Origin of the sequence: Vreelandella vilamensis, assembly GCF_031451755.1 — a bacterium.
GTDB classification, from domain to species: Bacteria; Pseudomonadota; Gammaproteobacteria; order Pseudomonadales; family Halomonadaceae; genus Vreelandella; species Vreelandella vilamensis.
The window spans coordinates 83,425-100,283 of sequence record NZ_JARWAN010000007.1 but is presented as its reverse complement, the minus strand read 5'-3'; the positions used below and the strand labels follow the sequence as shown (position 1 = coordinate 100,283).

12 protein-coding genes are annotated in these 16,859 nt (G+C 56.0%); 7 read left to right on the top strand and 5 right to left on the bottom strand.

Going from position 1 to position 16,859, the window contains the following annotated elements; genetic code table 11:
• Positions 1–15 precede the first annotated feature (15 nt).
• Positions 16–3,153, bottom strand: a complete 3,138-nt coding sequence (gene ydiJ, locus QC823_RS06340) for a D-2-hydroxyglutarate dehydrogenase YdiJ (protein WP_309655511.1) — start codon at positions 3,151–3,153, stop codon at positions 16–18.
• 392 nt (positions 3,154–3,545) lie between these two features.
• Here ydiJ and serS point away from each other — a divergent pair, with 392 nt between their 5' ends.
• Positions 3,546–4,823 (top strand): serine--tRNA ligase, encoded by a 1,278-nt coding sequence (gene serS, locus QC823_RS06335; RefSeq protein ID WP_309655510.1) that lies wholly within the window; start codon positions 3,546–3,548, stop codon positions 4,821–4,823.
• 31 nt (positions 4,824–4,854) lie between these two features.
• On the opposite strand, the gene QC823_RS06330 is transcribed toward serS, so the two are convergent.
• Positions 4,855–5,640, bottom strand: a complete 786-nt coding sequence (locus tag QC823_RS06330; RefSeq protein ID WP_309655547.1) for an SIMPL domain-containing protein — start codon at positions 5,638–5,640, stop codon at positions 4,855–4,857.
• Between the two features lie 149 nt (positions 5,641–5,789).
• Between QC823_RS06330 and QC823_RS06325 the strand changes: the two genes are divergently transcribed.
• Complete coding sequence (locus QC823_RS06325) at positions 5,790–6,914, top strand: AI-2E family transporter (protein ID WP_309655509.1); 1,125 nt, start codon at positions 5,790–5,792, stop codon at positions 6,912–6,914.
• 108 nt (positions 6,915–7,022) lie between these two features.
• Here the strand turns inward: QC823_RS06325 and trxA are convergent, their stop codons facing one another.
• Positions 7,023–7,343 carry a thioredoxin gene (gene trxA / locus QC823_RS06320; protein WP_309655508.1) on the bottom strand — a complete coding sequence of 107 codons (321 nt, stop codon included), beginning with the start codon at positions 7,341–7,343 and terminating at the stop codon, positions 7,023–7,025.
• A 245-nt stretch (positions 7,344–7,588) separates the two neighbouring features.
• Between trxA and cysB the strand changes: the two genes are divergently transcribed.
• The gene (gene cysB / locus QC823_RS06315; RefSeq protein ID WP_309655507.1) at positions 7,589–8,563 is read left to right on the top strand and encodes an HTH-type transcriptional regulator CysB; all 975 of its coding nucleotides are present in this window, start codon (positions 7,589–7,591) and stop codon (positions 8,561–8,563) included.
• Positions 8,564–8,726: 163 nt separating this feature from the next.
• Here cysB and QC823_RS06310 read toward each other — a convergent pair whose 3' ends face one another.
• Together QC823_RS06310 and pabB are read right to left on the bottom strand one after the other, a co-directional pair.
• Positions 8,727–9,365, bottom strand: a complete 639-nt coding sequence (locus QC823_RS06310; RefSeq protein WP_309655506.1) for a phosphoadenosine phosphosulfate reductase domain-containing protein — start codon at positions 9,363–9,365, stop codon at positions 8,727–8,729.
• A 130-nt stretch (positions 9,366–9,495) separates the two neighbouring features.
• On the bottom strand, positions 9,496–10,848 hold the full coding sequence (gene pabB / locus QC823_RS06305) for an aminodeoxychorismate synthase component I (protein WP_309655505.1): 1,353 nt from the start codon (positions 10,846–10,848) through the stop codon (positions 9,496–9,498).
• Positions 10,849–11,194: 346 nt separating this feature from the next.
• Here pabB and QC823_RS06300 point away from each other — a divergent pair, with 346 nt between their 5' ends.
• From QC823_RS06300 to acnD, 4 genes are all read left to right on the top strand, one after another.
• Positions 11,195–11,941, top strand: a complete 747-nt coding sequence (locus tag QC823_RS06300) for a GntR family transcriptional regulator (protein ID WP_309655504.1) — start codon at positions 11,195–11,197, stop codon at positions 11,939–11,941.
• Positions 11,942–12,016: 75 nt separating this feature from the next.
• The gene (prpB, locus tag QC823_RS06295) at positions 12,017–12,919 is read left to right on the top strand and encodes a methylisocitrate lyase (protein ID WP_309655503.1); all 903 of its coding nucleotides are present in this window, start codon (positions 12,017–12,019) and stop codon (positions 12,917–12,919) included.
• A 92-nt stretch (positions 12,920–13,011) separates the two neighbouring features.
• Complete coding sequence (prpC, locus tag QC823_RS06290) at positions 13,012–14,139, top strand: bifunctional 2-methylcitrate synthase/citrate synthase (protein ID WP_309655502.1); 1,128 nt, start codon at positions 13,012–13,014, stop codon at positions 14,137–14,139.
• Positions 14,140–14,241: 102 nt separating this feature from the next.
• Positions 14,242–16,857, top strand: a complete 2,616-nt coding sequence (acnD, locus tag QC823_RS06285; RefSeq protein ID WP_309655501.1) for a Fe/S-dependent 2-methylisocitrate dehydratase AcnD — start codon at positions 14,242–14,244, stop codon at positions 16,855–16,857.
• The last annotated feature ends 2 nt before the right edge of the window (positions 16,858–16,859 follow it).

Here is a 16,859-nt window from a genome sequence, read left to right as displayed (position 1 = left end):
TCCGCTGTGTGGCTGTTACCTCGCCTTTCCGTGTGCTTTCTTTAGTGCGTTAAGCAGCGCCTGCAACGGGTGCGGTAGCGTTTGTGCCGAGAAGCGCTTGGCCTGGCTGCGACAGGAGTAGCCCGTGGCCAGCAACTTGCCGACGTTATCCTCTGCTTCCACCTGCGGCTGCCAAGACTGAGCGTAGATGGTTTTCGAGGTCTCTAGGTTACGCGTTTCATGACCGTAAGTGCCGGACATGCCGCAACAGCCGCTGGCAACAAGTTCTAACTCTAAGCCAAACGCTGCAAATACCTGTTGCCACGCCTTGGGGCTGCCCGGCGAGTTGGTTTTTTCGGTGCAGTGCGAAAGCAGTTTAAAGCCAGGGTCGGTGAGTGCTAATTCACTCGGTGCTAAGGTGTTGAGGTGAGTCGCCAGCCACTGACTCAACCACTCTTGCAACATTAGCACCTCGGGCACAGCGTTGTTCCCGAGCGCTTTCACGTATTCTTGGCGGTACGTTAGCGTCATCGCCGGGTCGATGCCCACGAGTGGCACGCCAAAGCGTGAAAGAGTGCGCAGTCGCTCGGCTTGTTTCTTGGCGGTGCGCTCAAAAGCGCCCAAAAATCCCTGTACGTGCAGCGGCTTACCGTTGGCTGTGTAGGGCATGACGAAAACGCGAAGACCAAGGCGGGAAAGTAACTCCACAACATCGATAACAACCTTGGCCTCAAAGTGAGTGGTAAACGCATCCTGCACCAGTATTACGCTATCGGCGCGTTGTTGCTCGGTCAAAAGGGATAGCGCGGTTGGAGTTGCCTCCGCGACGCCCCAAGCGCGGAGCTGTTTTTTAACGCTAGCGCGTGAAAGGTCAGGCGAGTCGCTGATGCCCAGGCCTTTGGTCATCAGACGGTCTACCCACCGCTGACTTAGTAGCGTGTTATACAGCGGCGCGATGCGGGCCATGGCCGGTAGCATCCATTCGGTACCGCCGACCAAGTAGTCGCGAAGTGGGCGCAGGTAACGGCCGTGGTACACCTCTAAAAACTGTGAGCGAAACTGCGGTACGTTGACTTTTACTGGGCATTGCCCTGCGCAGGATTTACATGCTAAGCATCCTGCCATGGCGTTGTAGACCTGGTGGGAATAGTCGTGATGTTGGCGCTTGCTCAGGGTGTTCATTGCTCGATGCGGGAAGCTTTTGATAAAGCCCCAACCGCCCTCGGCTTTTTTCTTGCGCGATTCTTCCACGACGTCGATCCCTGCCTGGGACTGCAGACGCAGCCATTCGCGAATAAGGCTAGCGCGGCCTTTGGGGGAGTGAACGCGGTCGCGCGTGGCTTTCCACGACGGGCACATCGGGTCGTCGACATCGTAGTTGTAGCAGGCGCCGTTGCCGTTGCAGTAGACCGCCGCGTCGTACGCTTGCCAGGCACGTTCATCGATGGTGCGATCAAGCTCGCCGCGAGTGGTAACGCCGTCAATGGTTAACAGCGCCGGGTCGCTGTCTTTGGCGATCAGTGTGTCGGCGCTTGCTGAAGGAGCCAGCGGCGAGGCGATTTTACCGGGATTGAGTTGGTTGTAAGGGTCAAAGGCGGCTTTGACGCGCTGCAAACTGGGGTAAAGCTCACCGAAAAATTTAGGGCCGTACTCCGAACGTACGCCTTTGCCGTGTTCGCCCCAAAGTAGCCCGCCGTACTTTTGCGTGAGGGCGACGACCTCATCAGAAACCTTGCGAATCAGCGCTGCCTGTTCGGGGTCTTTCATATCGATGGCAGGTCGTACGTGCAAAACGCCAGCATCCACGTGGCCGAACATGCCGTAGGAAAGCCCGCGGGCATCTAAGGCCGCGCGAAATTCAGCGATGAAATCCGCTAAGTGCTCCGGCGGCACGGCGGTATCCTCGACAAAGGCAATGGGGCGCTTTTCCCCCTGTACGTTGCCCAAAAGGCCCACCGAGCGCTTGCGCATACCGTAGACTTTTTGGATCTGAGCGCGGCCTTCGGCCAGGGTAAACCCGAGCCGCTCAACCGTGGCATCTTCTTCAATGTGGTGGGTAAAAGCGTGCACGCGCTCGGCCAACCGCGCGGGATCGTCGTCGTTAAATTCGATCAGGTTAATGCCGCGAATCGCCGTGGTGCTTTCAGGGAAAAATTCGGCGACGCTGTCCCAAACGAAATCCTCCATCGCGAGCAGCAACACGGTGTCGTCGACGGTCTCGATCGAAGTGGGGCGAGCGCTTGACGCCATCAGTGCTTTGGCATCCCGCAGGGCCGCCATGAAGCTTGGGTAGCGCACGTTGACCAGTGTCGAGTGCTTGGGAATTGGCAGCACGTTGAGGACCGCCTCGTTGAGAAACCCAAGCGAGCCTTCCGAGCCGCAGAGCACACTATTGAGGTTAAGCTCGCCGTTATCCTCGCGCAGATGGGCTAGGTCGTAACCGGTCAAGCAGCGATTGAGTGGCGGGAATTTCGCCTCAATCAGCGCACGCTGGTGATCGATAATATCGGCAGCGGTTGCGTGAACGTTGCCCAGAATGCCTTCGCGCTGGCGCGCTGTCAGCTCGTCTTGCGCGTTAAGCGGACGGCTTTGCAAGTGCTTTCCGCCCAGCAGCACGGTATCAAGTTCCAGCACGTGATCGCGCGTTTTGCCGTATTCGCAGCTGCCTTGGCCACTAGCATCGGTGGAAATCATGCCTCCGATGGTAGCGCGGTTAGAGGTGGAGGTATCTGGAGCAAAGAAAAGCCCGTGGGGCCTTAGCGCGTCGTTAAGCTGGTCTTTGACCACACCAGCCTGAACGCGCACACGACGGTTCTCGACATCGATATCTAAAATGTGGTTCATATGACGCGAGACATCTACCACGATGCCATCAGTGAGCGACTGGCCGTTAGTGCCGGTGCCGCCGCCGCGTGGCGTGAGCGCGATGTGACGGTGCGGCACTTGGGCGGCGAGCTTGGCGAGGCGGGCTAAGTCTTCGGCGTGTTTGGGGTACACGGCTGCCTGGGGCAGGCGTTGATAGATCGAGTTGTCGGTGGCCAATACCGTGCGGTTGGCGTAATCCGGGGCGATCTCACCGTCAAAACCGCTGGCTTTCAACGCTTCAAGAAAGCGCACATAGTCGCCGCTCACACGCTCAAGGGGTACGTGTTGAGAATCCAGGGATGCAATCATAATTGATCAGACCGTCACTGCCGAAAGCGGATGAAGAGGAGGTGACGACTACTTTACCGCAGTGACCGACCGCGTGCACCTGGGCGGCGGCGTTATGCCTCGCCGAGTGCTTTCTTGACTAGCGCGGCAGATGAGGCCGGTATGGGGAGCGCTAACGCCAGTTTGCCTCTTCATCAATTCGAAACTGTATCCTGGTTTCCATGGTGGCGGCCTATTCGAGGTTGTGGATACAAACGTAAGGTCAAAAAGACTGGTACGGGGCGGGCGCTTCCCTTTTCAAATTCCCCTCGTGGGCACCCATAGCCCCCACTCGCGCTTTTGCCTACAATGGGCGCCTTTAATGCGGCGTTTTGTGCCGTAAATTTCACTGATTTCAGGCCAAGGAATAACTCATGCTCGATCCGAAACTGCTGCGCGATGATCTTGATGCGGTAGCGCGTAAGCTGGCGCGCCGTGGCTTTGTGTTGGATAAAGAGGAGCTGTCGACGCTGGAGTCGCGCCGCCGTGAACTGCAAACGCAAACCGAACAGTTGCAAAATGAGCGTAATACTCGCTCTAAAGCGATTGGAAAAGCGAAGGCTAACGGTGAGGATATCCAGCCGCTGCTGGATGAAGTGAGCGATTTGGGCGAGCGTCTGGATGCGGCGAAACGTGAGTTGGCCATCGCTGAGGATGATTGGGAGGATATTGTCAGCGGCATTCCCAATTTGCCGCACGAAAGTGTTCCCGATGGCGAGAGCGAGGACGATAACGTCGAGCTGCATCGGATGGGTACGCCGCGTGAGTTTGATTTCGAAGTGCTGGATCACGTCGATCTGGGTAAAAAATCGGGTTATCTCGATTTTGAGCTGGCCGCGAAGCTAACCGGCGCACGCTTTGCGGTGATGCGCGGGCCGGTGGCGCGCCTGCATCGGGCACTGGCGCAGTTCATGCTGGATACCCAGACAGAGCAGCACGGTTACGAAGAGTGCTATGTGCCGTACATGGTCAACCGCGACTCGCTAATAGGAACCGGTCAACTGCCGAAATTCGGTGACGATTTGTTCAAGCTCAACGATGAGCGCGAGTACCACTTGATTCCCACTTCTGAGGTGCCGCTGACTAACTTCGTGCGTGATGAAATCGTCGAGCAGGCAGCGCTGCCGATGAAGCTGACCGCTCACACGCCGTGTTTTCGGGCGGAGGCGGGTGCCCACGGACGCGATACTCGTGGCATGATTCGCCAGCACCAGTTTGATAAAGTCGAAATGATACAAATCGTTGAGCCGGAGAAAAGCTATGACGCGCTCGAAGAAATGCGTGGCCATGCTGAGGCGATTTTACAAGCGTTAGAGCTACCGTATCGCGTAGTCACGTTGTGTACCGGCGATATGGGCTTTGGTGCGGCGAAAACCTATGACTTAGAGGTATGGCTGCCAAGCCAAGAAACATACCGTGAGATTTCGTCAATTTCCAACTGCGAAGACTTTCAAGCCCGTCGTATGAAGGCACGCGTGCGTATCCCTGACGTTAAAAAGCCGCAGCTTGTCCATACCCTAAACGGCTCGGGCTTAGCCGTGGGGCGCTGCCTGCTGGCGGTACTGGAAAACCATCAGCAGGCAGATGGCTCGGTGTCCATTCCCGCGCCGTTGCAGCCCTATATGGGCGGTGTGCAAACCATCGCGCTGTAAGCCTGGTTCTTTAAGTCTTATTTTTTAAGCCTTACTCCTTGAGCGACCACTCGACGTTAACCCCGGCATCGATGCGAATGGTGCCGGGGCGATATTCGCTCTGAGTGGCTCCTGCGTCGCTACGTTCTGCGCTCATCGCCATCATCCGTGGCTGAAAAGAAGGTGACTGGGTTTCTTCAATGCGAATCACGCGGCTTAATTGGGTATCAAGCGTTGTGGCCATCAGGTTGGCCTTATGGCGGGCTTTTTCTAGTGCTTTAACCAACGCTTCATCGGTGGCGGCGTCGCGGTCTTGCAAGTCAAACTCGACCCCCTCAAGGCGGTTAACGCTGGCGGCCACGAGCGCGTCAAGTATTTCACTCACACGCTCGACATTGTGAAGCTCAACGGTCACTGGGCGCTCAATCCGTGTGCGTCTAAGTGTCTCGCGCTCACCGTTGTCGCGTGCGTTGTGTACCTGTTGCGGGCTGATATTAAGCGAGCCGGCGGTAATCGCCTCGCGTGCCACGCCGTGCGCTTCTAGGGTGCGAATCAGCTCGCCCGCACGCTTTTCTAATTGTTGTCGAGCATCGCTCAGCGCCGCCTGATCCTCTTCTGCTAGTTGATTGATTGCCGGTGTGTCCTCCCAGAGGCGGGCGCTTAGCGTGGCTTTATCCGGTGCGACGTCTACATGGGCATCTGCTGTGACACGAAGGCGTGGCGTTTCCTGCGTTGTTATGGCTTCATTCGCTTGAGCTGAGCAGGCAAAGGCAAAAATGGCCAAGCACGTACCGAACAGCAGGCGTTGTAGGGGGTGTGTTAGAGCTGTTGGGATCATCACGGGGTGTTTCCTTAAAAGATTAGATGAGTCAGCAAAGCGTTATGTCGAGCGCTATGCGCCTATTAAGTTCGTAGATGAATGGCAGAATTTGTGCAAACTCGCCGTTACCGCCATGATAAGTGAATAAGAATCTAAGGAAGGAGGTTATGCCCAAATTGAGCAATGACAACGAGCGCTTTAATAACTATCAAAGCATGCCGCTAAATGCCACGTTATCGCTGGCGGCGTTAGTGGTGATCGTAGCAGGGATGAAAGCCGGCTCAAGTTTATTGGTGCCAATGCTGCTGGCGTTTTTTATCGCAGTGGTATGCACTTCTCCGGTGCAGTGGCTTCACCGCTGTGGTTTGCCCATGCGCGTGGCGGTATTTTTTACGCTGCTGGTTTTGCTCGCGCTGGTGTTGCTTTTAGGGCTATTGGTGGTGAATAGTTTCAGCACTTTTGTCAACGCACTGCCCGACATTGAAACGCGCCTTTATGAAGCGTATTGGAGCGTGCTGAATAAGCTTTCGGAGATGGGGCTTGCGATTGACCCAGAGCAGGTTAACTCGCTGTTTGACATGCAAAGTGGCACAAGCTGGGTGACTGCCGTGTTAAGCGAGATTGGTAATCTGTTCATGCAGAGCATCATCGTCTCGCTGCTGGTCGTGTTTATGATGTTCGAGACGCTTAATTTTCGCGATAAGGTGTCACTTGCGTTGGAAAATCCCGCGCCCAGCCTGAAGCGCTTTACTGAATTCAGCCGTACTTTTAAACGTTATCTTGCGGTGAAAACCATCATCAGTTTGGCCACCGCGGTCTTGGTGTGGCTCTCTTGCTTGCTGGTAGGTGTTGAGTTCCCACTGCTTTGGGCGGTGTTGGCGTTTGCGCTTAATTTTATTCCTAATATTGGTTCGGCGATCGCCGCGATACCGCCGGTATTGCTGCTGCTGGTGTCGCAGGATGGCAGTGTATGGCAGGCATTTTTGCTCTCGTTGGCCTATCTAGGAATCAACTTTGTGTTGGGGAATTTAGTCGAGCCGCGTTTGATGGGGCGGGCGTTGGGGCTTTCTACCTTGGTGGCGTTTGTTTCGCTCGTGGTGTGGGGCTGGATTTTTGGTGTCGCGGGGATGCTGTTGTCGGTGCTTTTAACCATGACGCTTAAAATTGCGTTGGACAGCCATCCGCAAACACGTTGGATGGCGCACCTTTTAGGCCCGGGCGCACGCCTCAGCGAAGAGAAAAGTGAACGTTTGCGTGACGCCGACAAGCCACCGCTAAAACGTGAGCATTAAATGCACTGAAAAGCGCCAACAAAAGCACCAATAGAGAATAAAAAGACCGCCAGTGCGGCGGTCTTTCTCAATCAACGCTTACTCAGCGAGGGTTTGGTCAATGCGCGTTCAAGCGTTCTGGTCGATGAACTGTGTCAGTTGAGACTTGGATTGAGCGCCAACCAGTGAAGCGACTTTCGTGCCTGATTTAAAAAGCATAACGGTGGGCACACCACGCACCCCTTGTTCAGCGGCAATTTCAGGGGCGTCGTCGACGTTGATGCTGACGACTTTTAGGTTGTCTCCGCGTTCTTCGGAAACTTCATCTACCACCGGTGCCATGACTTTGCAGGGGCCGCACCAAGGGGCCCAGAATTTCAGCAGCACGGGTTGTTCGGCGTTGAGTACTTCTTGCTCAAAATTGGCGTTGGTGACATCAACGTTAGACATGGGCTTCTCCTGTTTTGCTTAGTGAAAGCGCTCTTGCACCGCGCCAAGCCGATCAATGTTAGCGACCATGGCAGAGGCTGGCAAATATGCGGTGGAAAATCGATGCCGACATAGCGGCATGCGTAATAAAATTGTTTATACTTTAAAGATATTATAAACTTTATTTATATACTATAAATTTTATTTTCGGGGCTGGCTACGTTGTTTCGTAGCGACTCAATACCGATGGCTCAAAGGGCGACGATATGAAGCTACAACAATTACGTTACATCTGGGAAGTAAGTCGTCACAACCTCAATGTGTCGGCGACGGCACAGAGTTTGTTTACCTCGCAACCCGGTATTTCCAAGCAAATCCGCTTACTAGAAGACGAGCTTGGCGTTGAAATTTTTGCCCGCAGTGGCAAGCACCTTACTCGTGTCACCCCCGCTGGGCAGGCGGTTATTGACCTTGCTGGGCAAGTACTGCGCCTGACCGATAACATCAAAGAGGTGGCGCAAGAGCATAGTGATGAGCGTCGCGGCAGCCTGGCGATTGCAACCACGCACACGCAAGCGCGCTACGCGTTACCGCCGATTATTACCGAGTTTACGCAAAAATACCCCGATGTCGCGCTGCATATGCAGCAGGGGACGCCTAAGCAAATCGCCCAAATGGTAAGCGAAGGGCAGGCGGATTTCGCCATTGCAACGGAATCGCTGGAGCTTTTTACCGACTTGGTGCTGCTGCCGTGTTATCGCTGGAATCGCTGTGTGCTGGTGCCCAAAGGCCATCCGTTGGCCGAACTTGACGGCCCGTTAACACTAGAGGCCTTAGCGGCGTATTCTTTGGTGACCTATGTGTTTGGCTTTACCGGTCGCTCGCAGCTGGATGACGCGTTTAAAGCCAAAGGCTTGACCCCCAATGTGGTGCTAACTGCCGCCGATGCTGACGTGATAAAAACGTACGTGCGCCTTGGTATGGGCGTCGGAATTGTGGCCCACATGGCGGTTGACCCAGAGCAGGATACTGACCTGGTGGCGCTGGAGGCTGGGCATCTGTTTGAAAGCTCTACCACTAAAATCGGGATCCGCCGCGGTACCTTCATGCGCGGCTACATGTATGATTTCTTAGAGCGGTTTGCGCCGCACCTTACGCGTGAGCGTGTTGATTCGGCGTTAACCGCGGGTCCGCGTCACGAGCAGGCGCTGTTTGACGAAGTGGAACTTCCCGAATATTAAGCCTTAATCGCGTTTCAAACCTTACGCCCCTGTCAGACGCAGGGGCTATCTTCGTTGACAACGAGTCTAACGAAATACCGTGCATCCCTCGATAGGCTCATCCCTCGACAGGCTCAGGACGAGCGGTCATGTCGCGCATCCTGAGCCTGTCGAAAGAGGTGTGTTAGTGCTGCAGATGTAGCCCGCACTCGCGTTTTTCTTCCACCTTGGTGGGGTCAAAGTAATCAAAGTTATTGGGCAAGCCGTGTGCTTGCAGGTAGTCATACATATCTTTTGCTCGCCAGTGCAGTACGGGAGCGACTTTTAATAGCCCACTTTCGGACTGGCTGACTGGCTGCATCTTAGCGCGTTCCGGGGTGTCTTCAGCGCGAAGTGCGGTAAACCATACATCGGGCTGCATTTCGCCCAGCGCGCGCTCAAACGGCTCAATTTTAACTTCTTGCGTGAAGCCAGCGTGACGCGAATCGTCAATGCTGGGGAAGGGGCCTTCTAGCGCTTCGCGGTGGGCGCGAGTTCGCTGCGGCAGGTAGGTGATAATATTGAGGTTGAGCTGTTTAATCACCTTATCGGCAAAGCGATAGGTCGCTTCGGTGTTGTAGCCGCTATCCATCCACACAATGGGAATCTGGGGATTGACCTGCGTCACTATGTGCAGAATCACGGCTTCAAAAGGGCGGAAATTCGTCGTGCAGATGGGTCGCTTACCCTGCTGCATGGCCCATTCGACCAATGCTTGCGGCTGGTGCCCCAGCGTTTGGTTGATTTCGTCTAGGTCGAAAGCCGTGGTGGATGGCGTGGGCATTTTGTCTCCTTGGTGTCATGCGAGAAAAGCCTAAAGGTTTATGTCGCCAGGCTACCAAAAGCCAATCCTTCCTCCCCAATACCGTTTGGTTTGGGTTTTATATTTCTTTTTGATTTAGGTTTTTTGTTTTTTATTCCAAAGATGAGATGAGGTGGCGGATTTTATCCAATGTCTCGGTGTACTCTGCCTCGCCTTCGGAATCGGCTACCAAACCGCCGCCACCCCATAAATGCAACGTGTCACCATCGGCGATCACCGTGCGAATCGCAATTGAGGTGTCCATGCTGCCGCGCGCATCCACATACCCGAGACAGCCGCAATAAACGCTGCGCTGGCAGGGCTCTAGTTCGTCGATAATCTGCATCGCGCGAATTTTGGGTGCCCCGGTAATAGACCCCCCAGGGAAAGCGGCCTTGAGCAGCGCCAAGGGTGAATGCGTGGGGGAGAGCTCTCCTTGCACCACGCTGACCAGGTGGTGAACGTTGGGGTAGCTTTCGAGCTCGCACAGTTGCGGTACGCGAATACTGCCCGGTTGGCACACACGACCTAAATCGTTGCGCAGCAAATCCACAATCATCACGTTCTCAGCGCGATCTTTGCTGCTTGTTAATAGCGCTTGAGCGAGTGCTAGGTCTTCAGATGGCGAGCGTCCGCGCGCGCGCGTGCCTTTAATGGGGCGGGTTTCGACCGCCCCAAAGCGTGACTGAATAAAGCGCTCGGGAGAGAGCGAGAGCACGGCTTTATCGTCCCACGCCATAAACCCAGAAAAAGGAGTCGGGGTGGCGTGGCGCAGGCGTAAATACGCCGCCCAGGTATCCCCGGTAAATCCGGCGGAGAAGCGTTGGGCGAGGTTGATCTGATAACAGTCGCCGGCGCGAATATAATCCTGAACGCGGGCAAAGCGTTCGAGGTAATCCGCCTGTGTCATCTCGGCCTGAAAACGTGTGGTCAGTGAAAAGGCGGGGCTATCGGGGGAAGGCTGCGCCAGCCAGTTGTTTACTTGTTCACGGCGGGCGTCACTGGCGATCAGCCATGCTTTTTGCGCGACATGGTCAAGCGTAATCGCCCAGTCATAAAGCCCGAGCCGGGCCTGAGGAAGTTTCGTTGAGGCTGGGCGCTGGCTCGCGACCAATTGGGCTTCGCGGCCTAAGTCATAGCCCCAATAACCCATCAGTCCGCCGGTAAACGGCAGTGCGCTCTTTGGCGCCTCCACGTTAAGTTGCTCCAACAGCCACGCCTGTTGCGTAAAAACATCGCCCAACGTTTCAGGCGGCGTTAGCGCATGGCTCTCAATCGATGAATCGCCTTGTGTATCCACGTTGAGCGTCGCTAGCGGGTCGCTGCTCATAATATCGTAGCGTCCTGCTGCTAACGGCCGACCGCTATCCAGCAGTACGGCGCCAGGCCGTTGCCGTAGTTGCGCGAAAAACGCTAACGGGTCGGGGTGGTAAGGCAAAGCGGAGATCGAAAGCGCTGTGGCCATGCAAGCGTCAACCTGAACAATAAAGAGCGACACATTTTAGAGGGCGGCTTGGTGTTACACCAGCCACGGAGCTTGACGTAAATTTCACGAAACGTTTTTCACAAAACGACTTTTCATGTAACGGCTTTGGTCAAAAAGTGCCCGAATAAAACGAGATTGTTGACAGAAAGGCGTAGCCGCGGCACCCCGAATACAACGAAAGGTGGATAAAATCGGCGATATAGCCTAGTTGACGCGGGAAAGTGAGAGCGCTAAAGTTCTTTCAACCTCTGATTGTCGACAATTTGATATGACTTTACTTGCCACGCGGTCCCCTCAGCAACGCGCTACGCCTGAGCAACACACTATGCCAGAACGAGCCGAGACGAACAGCGACGATACCTCACCGGAAGTGCGTACGCTCGCCGAGCGGGTGTTCCATCAGCTACAGGACGCCATCGTACGTGGTGAAATCGTGCCGGGCAGTAAAATAACCGAGCCGGGCCTTTCGAAAACCTACGGTATTTCCCGTGGGCCGCTGCGCGAAGCGATGCGCCGTTTGGAAGCCCACCGGTTAATTGAGCGCGTCCCTCATGTAGGTGCACGCGTCGTGCAGCTTTCCATGAAAGAGCTCTTAGAGCTATTCGACGTACGTGAAGCATTAGAGAGCATGGCAGCGCGCTTAGCGGCTGAGCACATGACTGCCGAAGAAATCGCTGGGCTGCGTAACGTACTGGCCGTGCATGAAAGCCAAGACGATTTAAAACGTGGCGAGGCTTACTACCAACGCGAGGGTGATTTGGATTTTCACTACCGCATTGTGCAGGGCAGCCATAACAAGATGCTGATGAACCTGCTTTGCGATGACCTTTACTACTTGGTGCGCTTGTATCGCACCCAGTTTAGCGCCAGCGGTTCACGCCCGCAGCGCGCCTTTGTCGAGCATCATCGCATTGTCGATGCCATTGAAGCTGGCGATGCCGAACTTTCCGAGTTATTGATGCGCCGCCACGTGAGTGCCTCGCGCGCGAATGTCGCTGACCGTTATGCGGCCGCGTTGGAACAAACGTCAACCCAAGCGTTTAGCCAAACCCAGACAGCACCCGAAAAATAGCGGCCCAAAAGCCGTCGCGATGTTAAGAAAGATGTTAATAAAAGATGTTAAGAAAAACAGGACAGGAGACACCGTATGTCAACGCTAAAAGCGTCATCTAAAACACCCGGCGCGCGCTTTCGCGTTGCGTTAGAGGCTAACCGCCCGCTGCCGATTCTCGGCACCGTCAACGCGTATACCGCCATGATGGCGGAACGCGTCGGTCATCAGGCGATTTACCTTTCCGGGGGTGGTGTGGCCAACGCCTCTTTCGGGCTGCCGGACTTGGGCATGACCACCATGAATGACGTGGTTGAGGACGCTCACCGGATTTGCGGCGCCACTGACGTGCCGCTTTTGGTCGATATCGACACTGGCTGGGGCGGTGCCTTCAACATCGCGCGCACGGTCAAAGAGATGCAGCGCGCGGGTGTGGCCGCCGTGCACTTGGAAGATCAGGTCGCCCAGAAGCGCTGTGGTCATCGCCCGAACAAGGAAATCGTTTCCAAGCAGGAGATGGTTGACCGCATCAAGGCCGCCGCCGATGCGCGTATCGATCCGGATTTCTACCTAATCGCGCGGACCGATGCCTTCCAGAAAGATGGTCTGGATGCCGCCATCGAGCGCTCACAAGCGTGTATCGAGGCGGGCGCTGACGCTATCTTCGCTGAAGCCGTGCACACCTTGGAAGATTACAAAGCGTTCTGCGAGCGCGTTGACGCGCCGATTCTGGCTAATATCACCGAATTTGGGGCGACGCCGCTGTTTACCCAGCAAGAGCTAGGTGATGTTGGTTGTCGCATGGTGCTTTATCCGCTTTCGGCGTTTCGCGCCATGAATGCCGCGGCTCTCAAGGTTTACCAGAGCGTTCTGGATAACGGCCACCAGAAAGATGTGGTCGACATCATGCAGACCCGCGAAGAGCTCTACGACTTTTTGAACTACCACGACTTTGAACAGAAGCTGGATGCGCTGTTCGCGGAGAAGGGTGGCAACTAACAGCGTGACAAACTAATAGCGTGACAACTAACAACAACGTGTATCGCGTCGCTAGACGCGATAATGAAACGACATTTTAAGGAGTACGCAACATGGCAGATAAGAAAATTGGTGGTGCAGGACTACGTGGCCAGAGCGCTGGTGAAACGGCTCTGTGTACCGTAGGTCAGACCGGTTCAGGCTTGACCTATCGCGGCTTTGATATCAAAGAGCTAGCGGAAAAGGCCACCTTTGAAGAAGTGGCCTACCTACTACTCAAGGGCAAGCTGCCGAATCAAGCCGAACTCGACGCCTACATTGCTAAGCTGAAAAGCCAGCGTGGCCTGCCGGCGGCACTGAAAACCGTGCTGGAGCAGATCCCGAAAGACGCGCACCCGATGGACGTGATGCGTACCGGTGCCTCTATGCTGGGTAACCTGGAGACCGAGCAAAGCTTCGACGAGCAGCAAGATGCCACCGACCGCTTGGTTGCCGTGCTGCCGTCAATCATCTGCTATTGGTATCGCTTTAGCCACGAAGGCGTGCGGATCGAGACTGAGACTGACGATGACTCCGTGGGCGCGCACTTCCTGCACCTGCTTCGCGGCGAAGCGCCGAGCAAGCTGCATGCCGATGTCATGAACGTATCGCTCATTCTTTACGCCGAGCACGAGTTCAACGCCTCGACGTTCACCGCCCGCGTTTGTGCCTCAACGCTCTCGGACATCCACTCTTGCGTTACCGGTGCTATTGGTTCGTTACGTGGCCCGCTGCACGGCGGCGCTAACGAAGCTGCAATGGCGATGATCGAGGATTGGAAATCGCCGGAAGAAGCTGAGCGCGAAATGATGGGCAAGCTCGAGCGTAAAGAAAAAATCATGGGCTTTGGTCATGCGATCTACCGCACCTCTGACCCGCGCAACGAGATCATCAAGCATTGGTCAGAAAAACTGGCTAACGACGTAGGCGACACCGTGCTGTATCCGGTCTCTGTGCGCTGTGAAGAGGTGATGTGGCGAGAGAAGAAGCTGTTCTGTAACGCGGATTTCTTCCATGCCAGTGCGTATCACTTCATGGGTATCCCGACTAAGCTGTTCACACCGATTTTTGTTATGTCGCGCGTGACAGGTTGGGCGGCGCACGTCTTCGAGCAGCGCGCCAATAACCGCATCATTCGCCCGAGCGCCGATTACACCGGCCCGGAGAAGAGCGAATGGGTGCCGATCGAGCAGCGCGATTGATTCGCCGTCGAATGAATCGCCGCTTGATCCTCCTCCCAGCAGCCAGGCGCTGCTGGGAGCGGGCTGAGTCTGAACCTACCCTCTCGCCGTGAGTTTTCCGCTATGAACACCGAATACCGTAAACCCCTACCCGGCACCGACCTGGATTACTTCGACGCGCGTGAGGCCGTCGACGCTATTCAGCCCGGCGCCTATGCCAAGCTTCCCTATACTTCGCGCGTTTTGGCCGAGCAACTGGTACGCCGCTGCGAACCGGGCATGCTGACCGACTCGCTCAAGCAGTTGATTGAGCGCAGGCGCGACTTGGACTTTCCCTGGTACCCGGCGCGCGTGGTGTGCCACGACATTCTGGGGCAGACCGCGCTTGTGGATCTCGCGGGCCTGCGTGATGCCATCGCCGAAAGGGGCGGTGACCCGGCCAAGGTCAATCCGGTAGTGCCAACGCAGCTAATCGTTGATCACTCCCTGGCCGTGGAGCACGCCGGTTTCGAGAAGGATGCCTTCGAGAAAAACCGCCAGGTGGAAGATCGTCGTAACGATGATCGCTTCCATTTCATCAACTGGACCAAGACCGCGTTTGAAAACGTTGACGTGATCCCTCCCGGCAACGGCATCATGCACCAAATCAATCTGGAGAAAATGTCGCCGGTAGTGCAAAAGCAAAACGGCGTGGCGTTCCCCGATACCTGTGTGGGTACCGATAGCCACACGCCCATGGTCGATGCGCTGGGCGTTATCTCCGTGGGCGTGGGTGGCCTTGAGGCCGAGAGCGTAATGCTCGGTCGTGCCTCGATGATGCGTCTGCCCGATATTACCGGTGTTAAACTTACCGGTAAGCTACAGCCGGGTGTGACCGGCACCGACATGGTGTTGGCGATTACCGAATTCCTACGCGACTCAAAAGTAGTGGGTGCGTACCTGGAATTCTTCGGCGAAGGCGCCGATAGCCTCACCGTGGGGGATCGCGCCACGATCTCCAACATGACGCCGGAATACGGTGCCACGGCGGCGATGTTCTATATCGATGACCAAACCATCGACTACTTAAAGCTCACCGGCCGCGACGACGACCAGGTCGAGCTGGTCGAGAAATACGCCAAGCACACCGGCCTGTGGGCAAGTGACCTGAAAGCCGTCGAGTACGAGCGCGTGTTGGAGTTTGATCTCTCCAGCGTGTCACGTACCTTGGCCGGCCCCTCTAAGCCGCACGCCAAACTTCCGACCAGTGAACTTGTCAATCAAGGTATCGCGGTGGGTCTCGATCAGGCGCGCGAAGACGAGAAAAACGGCCTGATGCCCGATGGCGCGGTGATCATCGCGGCGATCACCAGCTGCACCAATACCTCCAACCCACGCAATATGGTGGCGGCGGGGCTGATTGCGCGCAATGCCAATAAGCTCGGTCTAACGCGCAAGCCGTGGGTGAAGTCGTCTCTGGCGCCCGGGTCGAAAACCGTCAAGATGTACCTGGAAGACGCGGGGCTAATGAACGAGCTGGAAGATCTCGGCTTTGGCGTGGTGGCCTACGCGTGTACCACCTGTAACGGTATGTCCGGCGCGCTGGACCCTAAAATCCAGCAGGAAATCATCGACCGCGACCTTTACTCCACGGCTGTGCTTTCGGGTAACCGTAACTTTGACGGGCGTATCCACCCCCATGCCAAGCAGGCGTTTCTCGCCTCGCCGCCGCTGGTCGTGGCGTACGCTATCGCCGGCACGATCCGCTTTGATATCGAAAAAGATGTGCTTGGCCATGATGCCGACGGCAACCCCGTCACGCTGAAAGACATCTGGCCCGCTGACGAAGAGATCGATGCCATCGTCAAAACGGCGGTCAAGCCTGAGCAGTTCCGCCAGACCTACATCCCGATGTTCGATCTGGATAAGAGTGCTACGGCACAAACTAACCCGCTGTATGACTGGCGCGCACAGAGTACCTACATTCGCCGCCCGCCGTACTGGGAAGGCAAGATGTCGGGTGAGCGCAACTTGAAGGGCATGCGCCCGCTGGCGATCCTGCCGGATAACATTACCACCGATCACCTCTCGCCCTCTAACGCGATTATGCTGGACAGCGCCGCGGGTGAATATCTGGACAAAATGGGCTTGCCGGAGGAGGACTTTAACTCTTACGCGACGCACCGTGGTGATCACCTCACGGCTCAGCGCGCGACCCTGGCTAACCCCAAGTTGTTCAACGAAATGGTGCGCGATGAAAACGGCGAGGTGAAGCAGGGCTCGCTGGCGCGCGTCGAGCCGGAAGGTAAGGTCACGCGCATGTGGGAGGCCATTGAGACCTACATGGAACGTCGCCAGCCGCTGATTATTATCGCCGGGGATGATTATGGTCAGGGCTCTTCGCGCGATTGGGCCGCTAAAGGCGTAGCGCTCGCCGGTGTAGAGGCCATCGTCGCCGAAGGCTTCGAGCGTATCCACCGCACCAACCTGATTGGCATGGGCGTTATGCCACTGCAGTTCCAGTCGGGTACCACACGCCATACGCTGAACCTGGACGGCACCGAGGTGTTTGATGTGGAAGGCAAGGCCGCACCGCGGGCGGAGCTTGCGTTGGTGATTCACCGTAAAAACGGCGACGTCGAGCGCGTGCCGGTGATTTGCCGCTTGGATACCGCCGAGGAACTCACGATTTACACCGCCGGTGGCGTACTGCAGCGTTTCGCAGAGGACTTCTTGGAGTCATCTGAGGTGACCGCTTAACG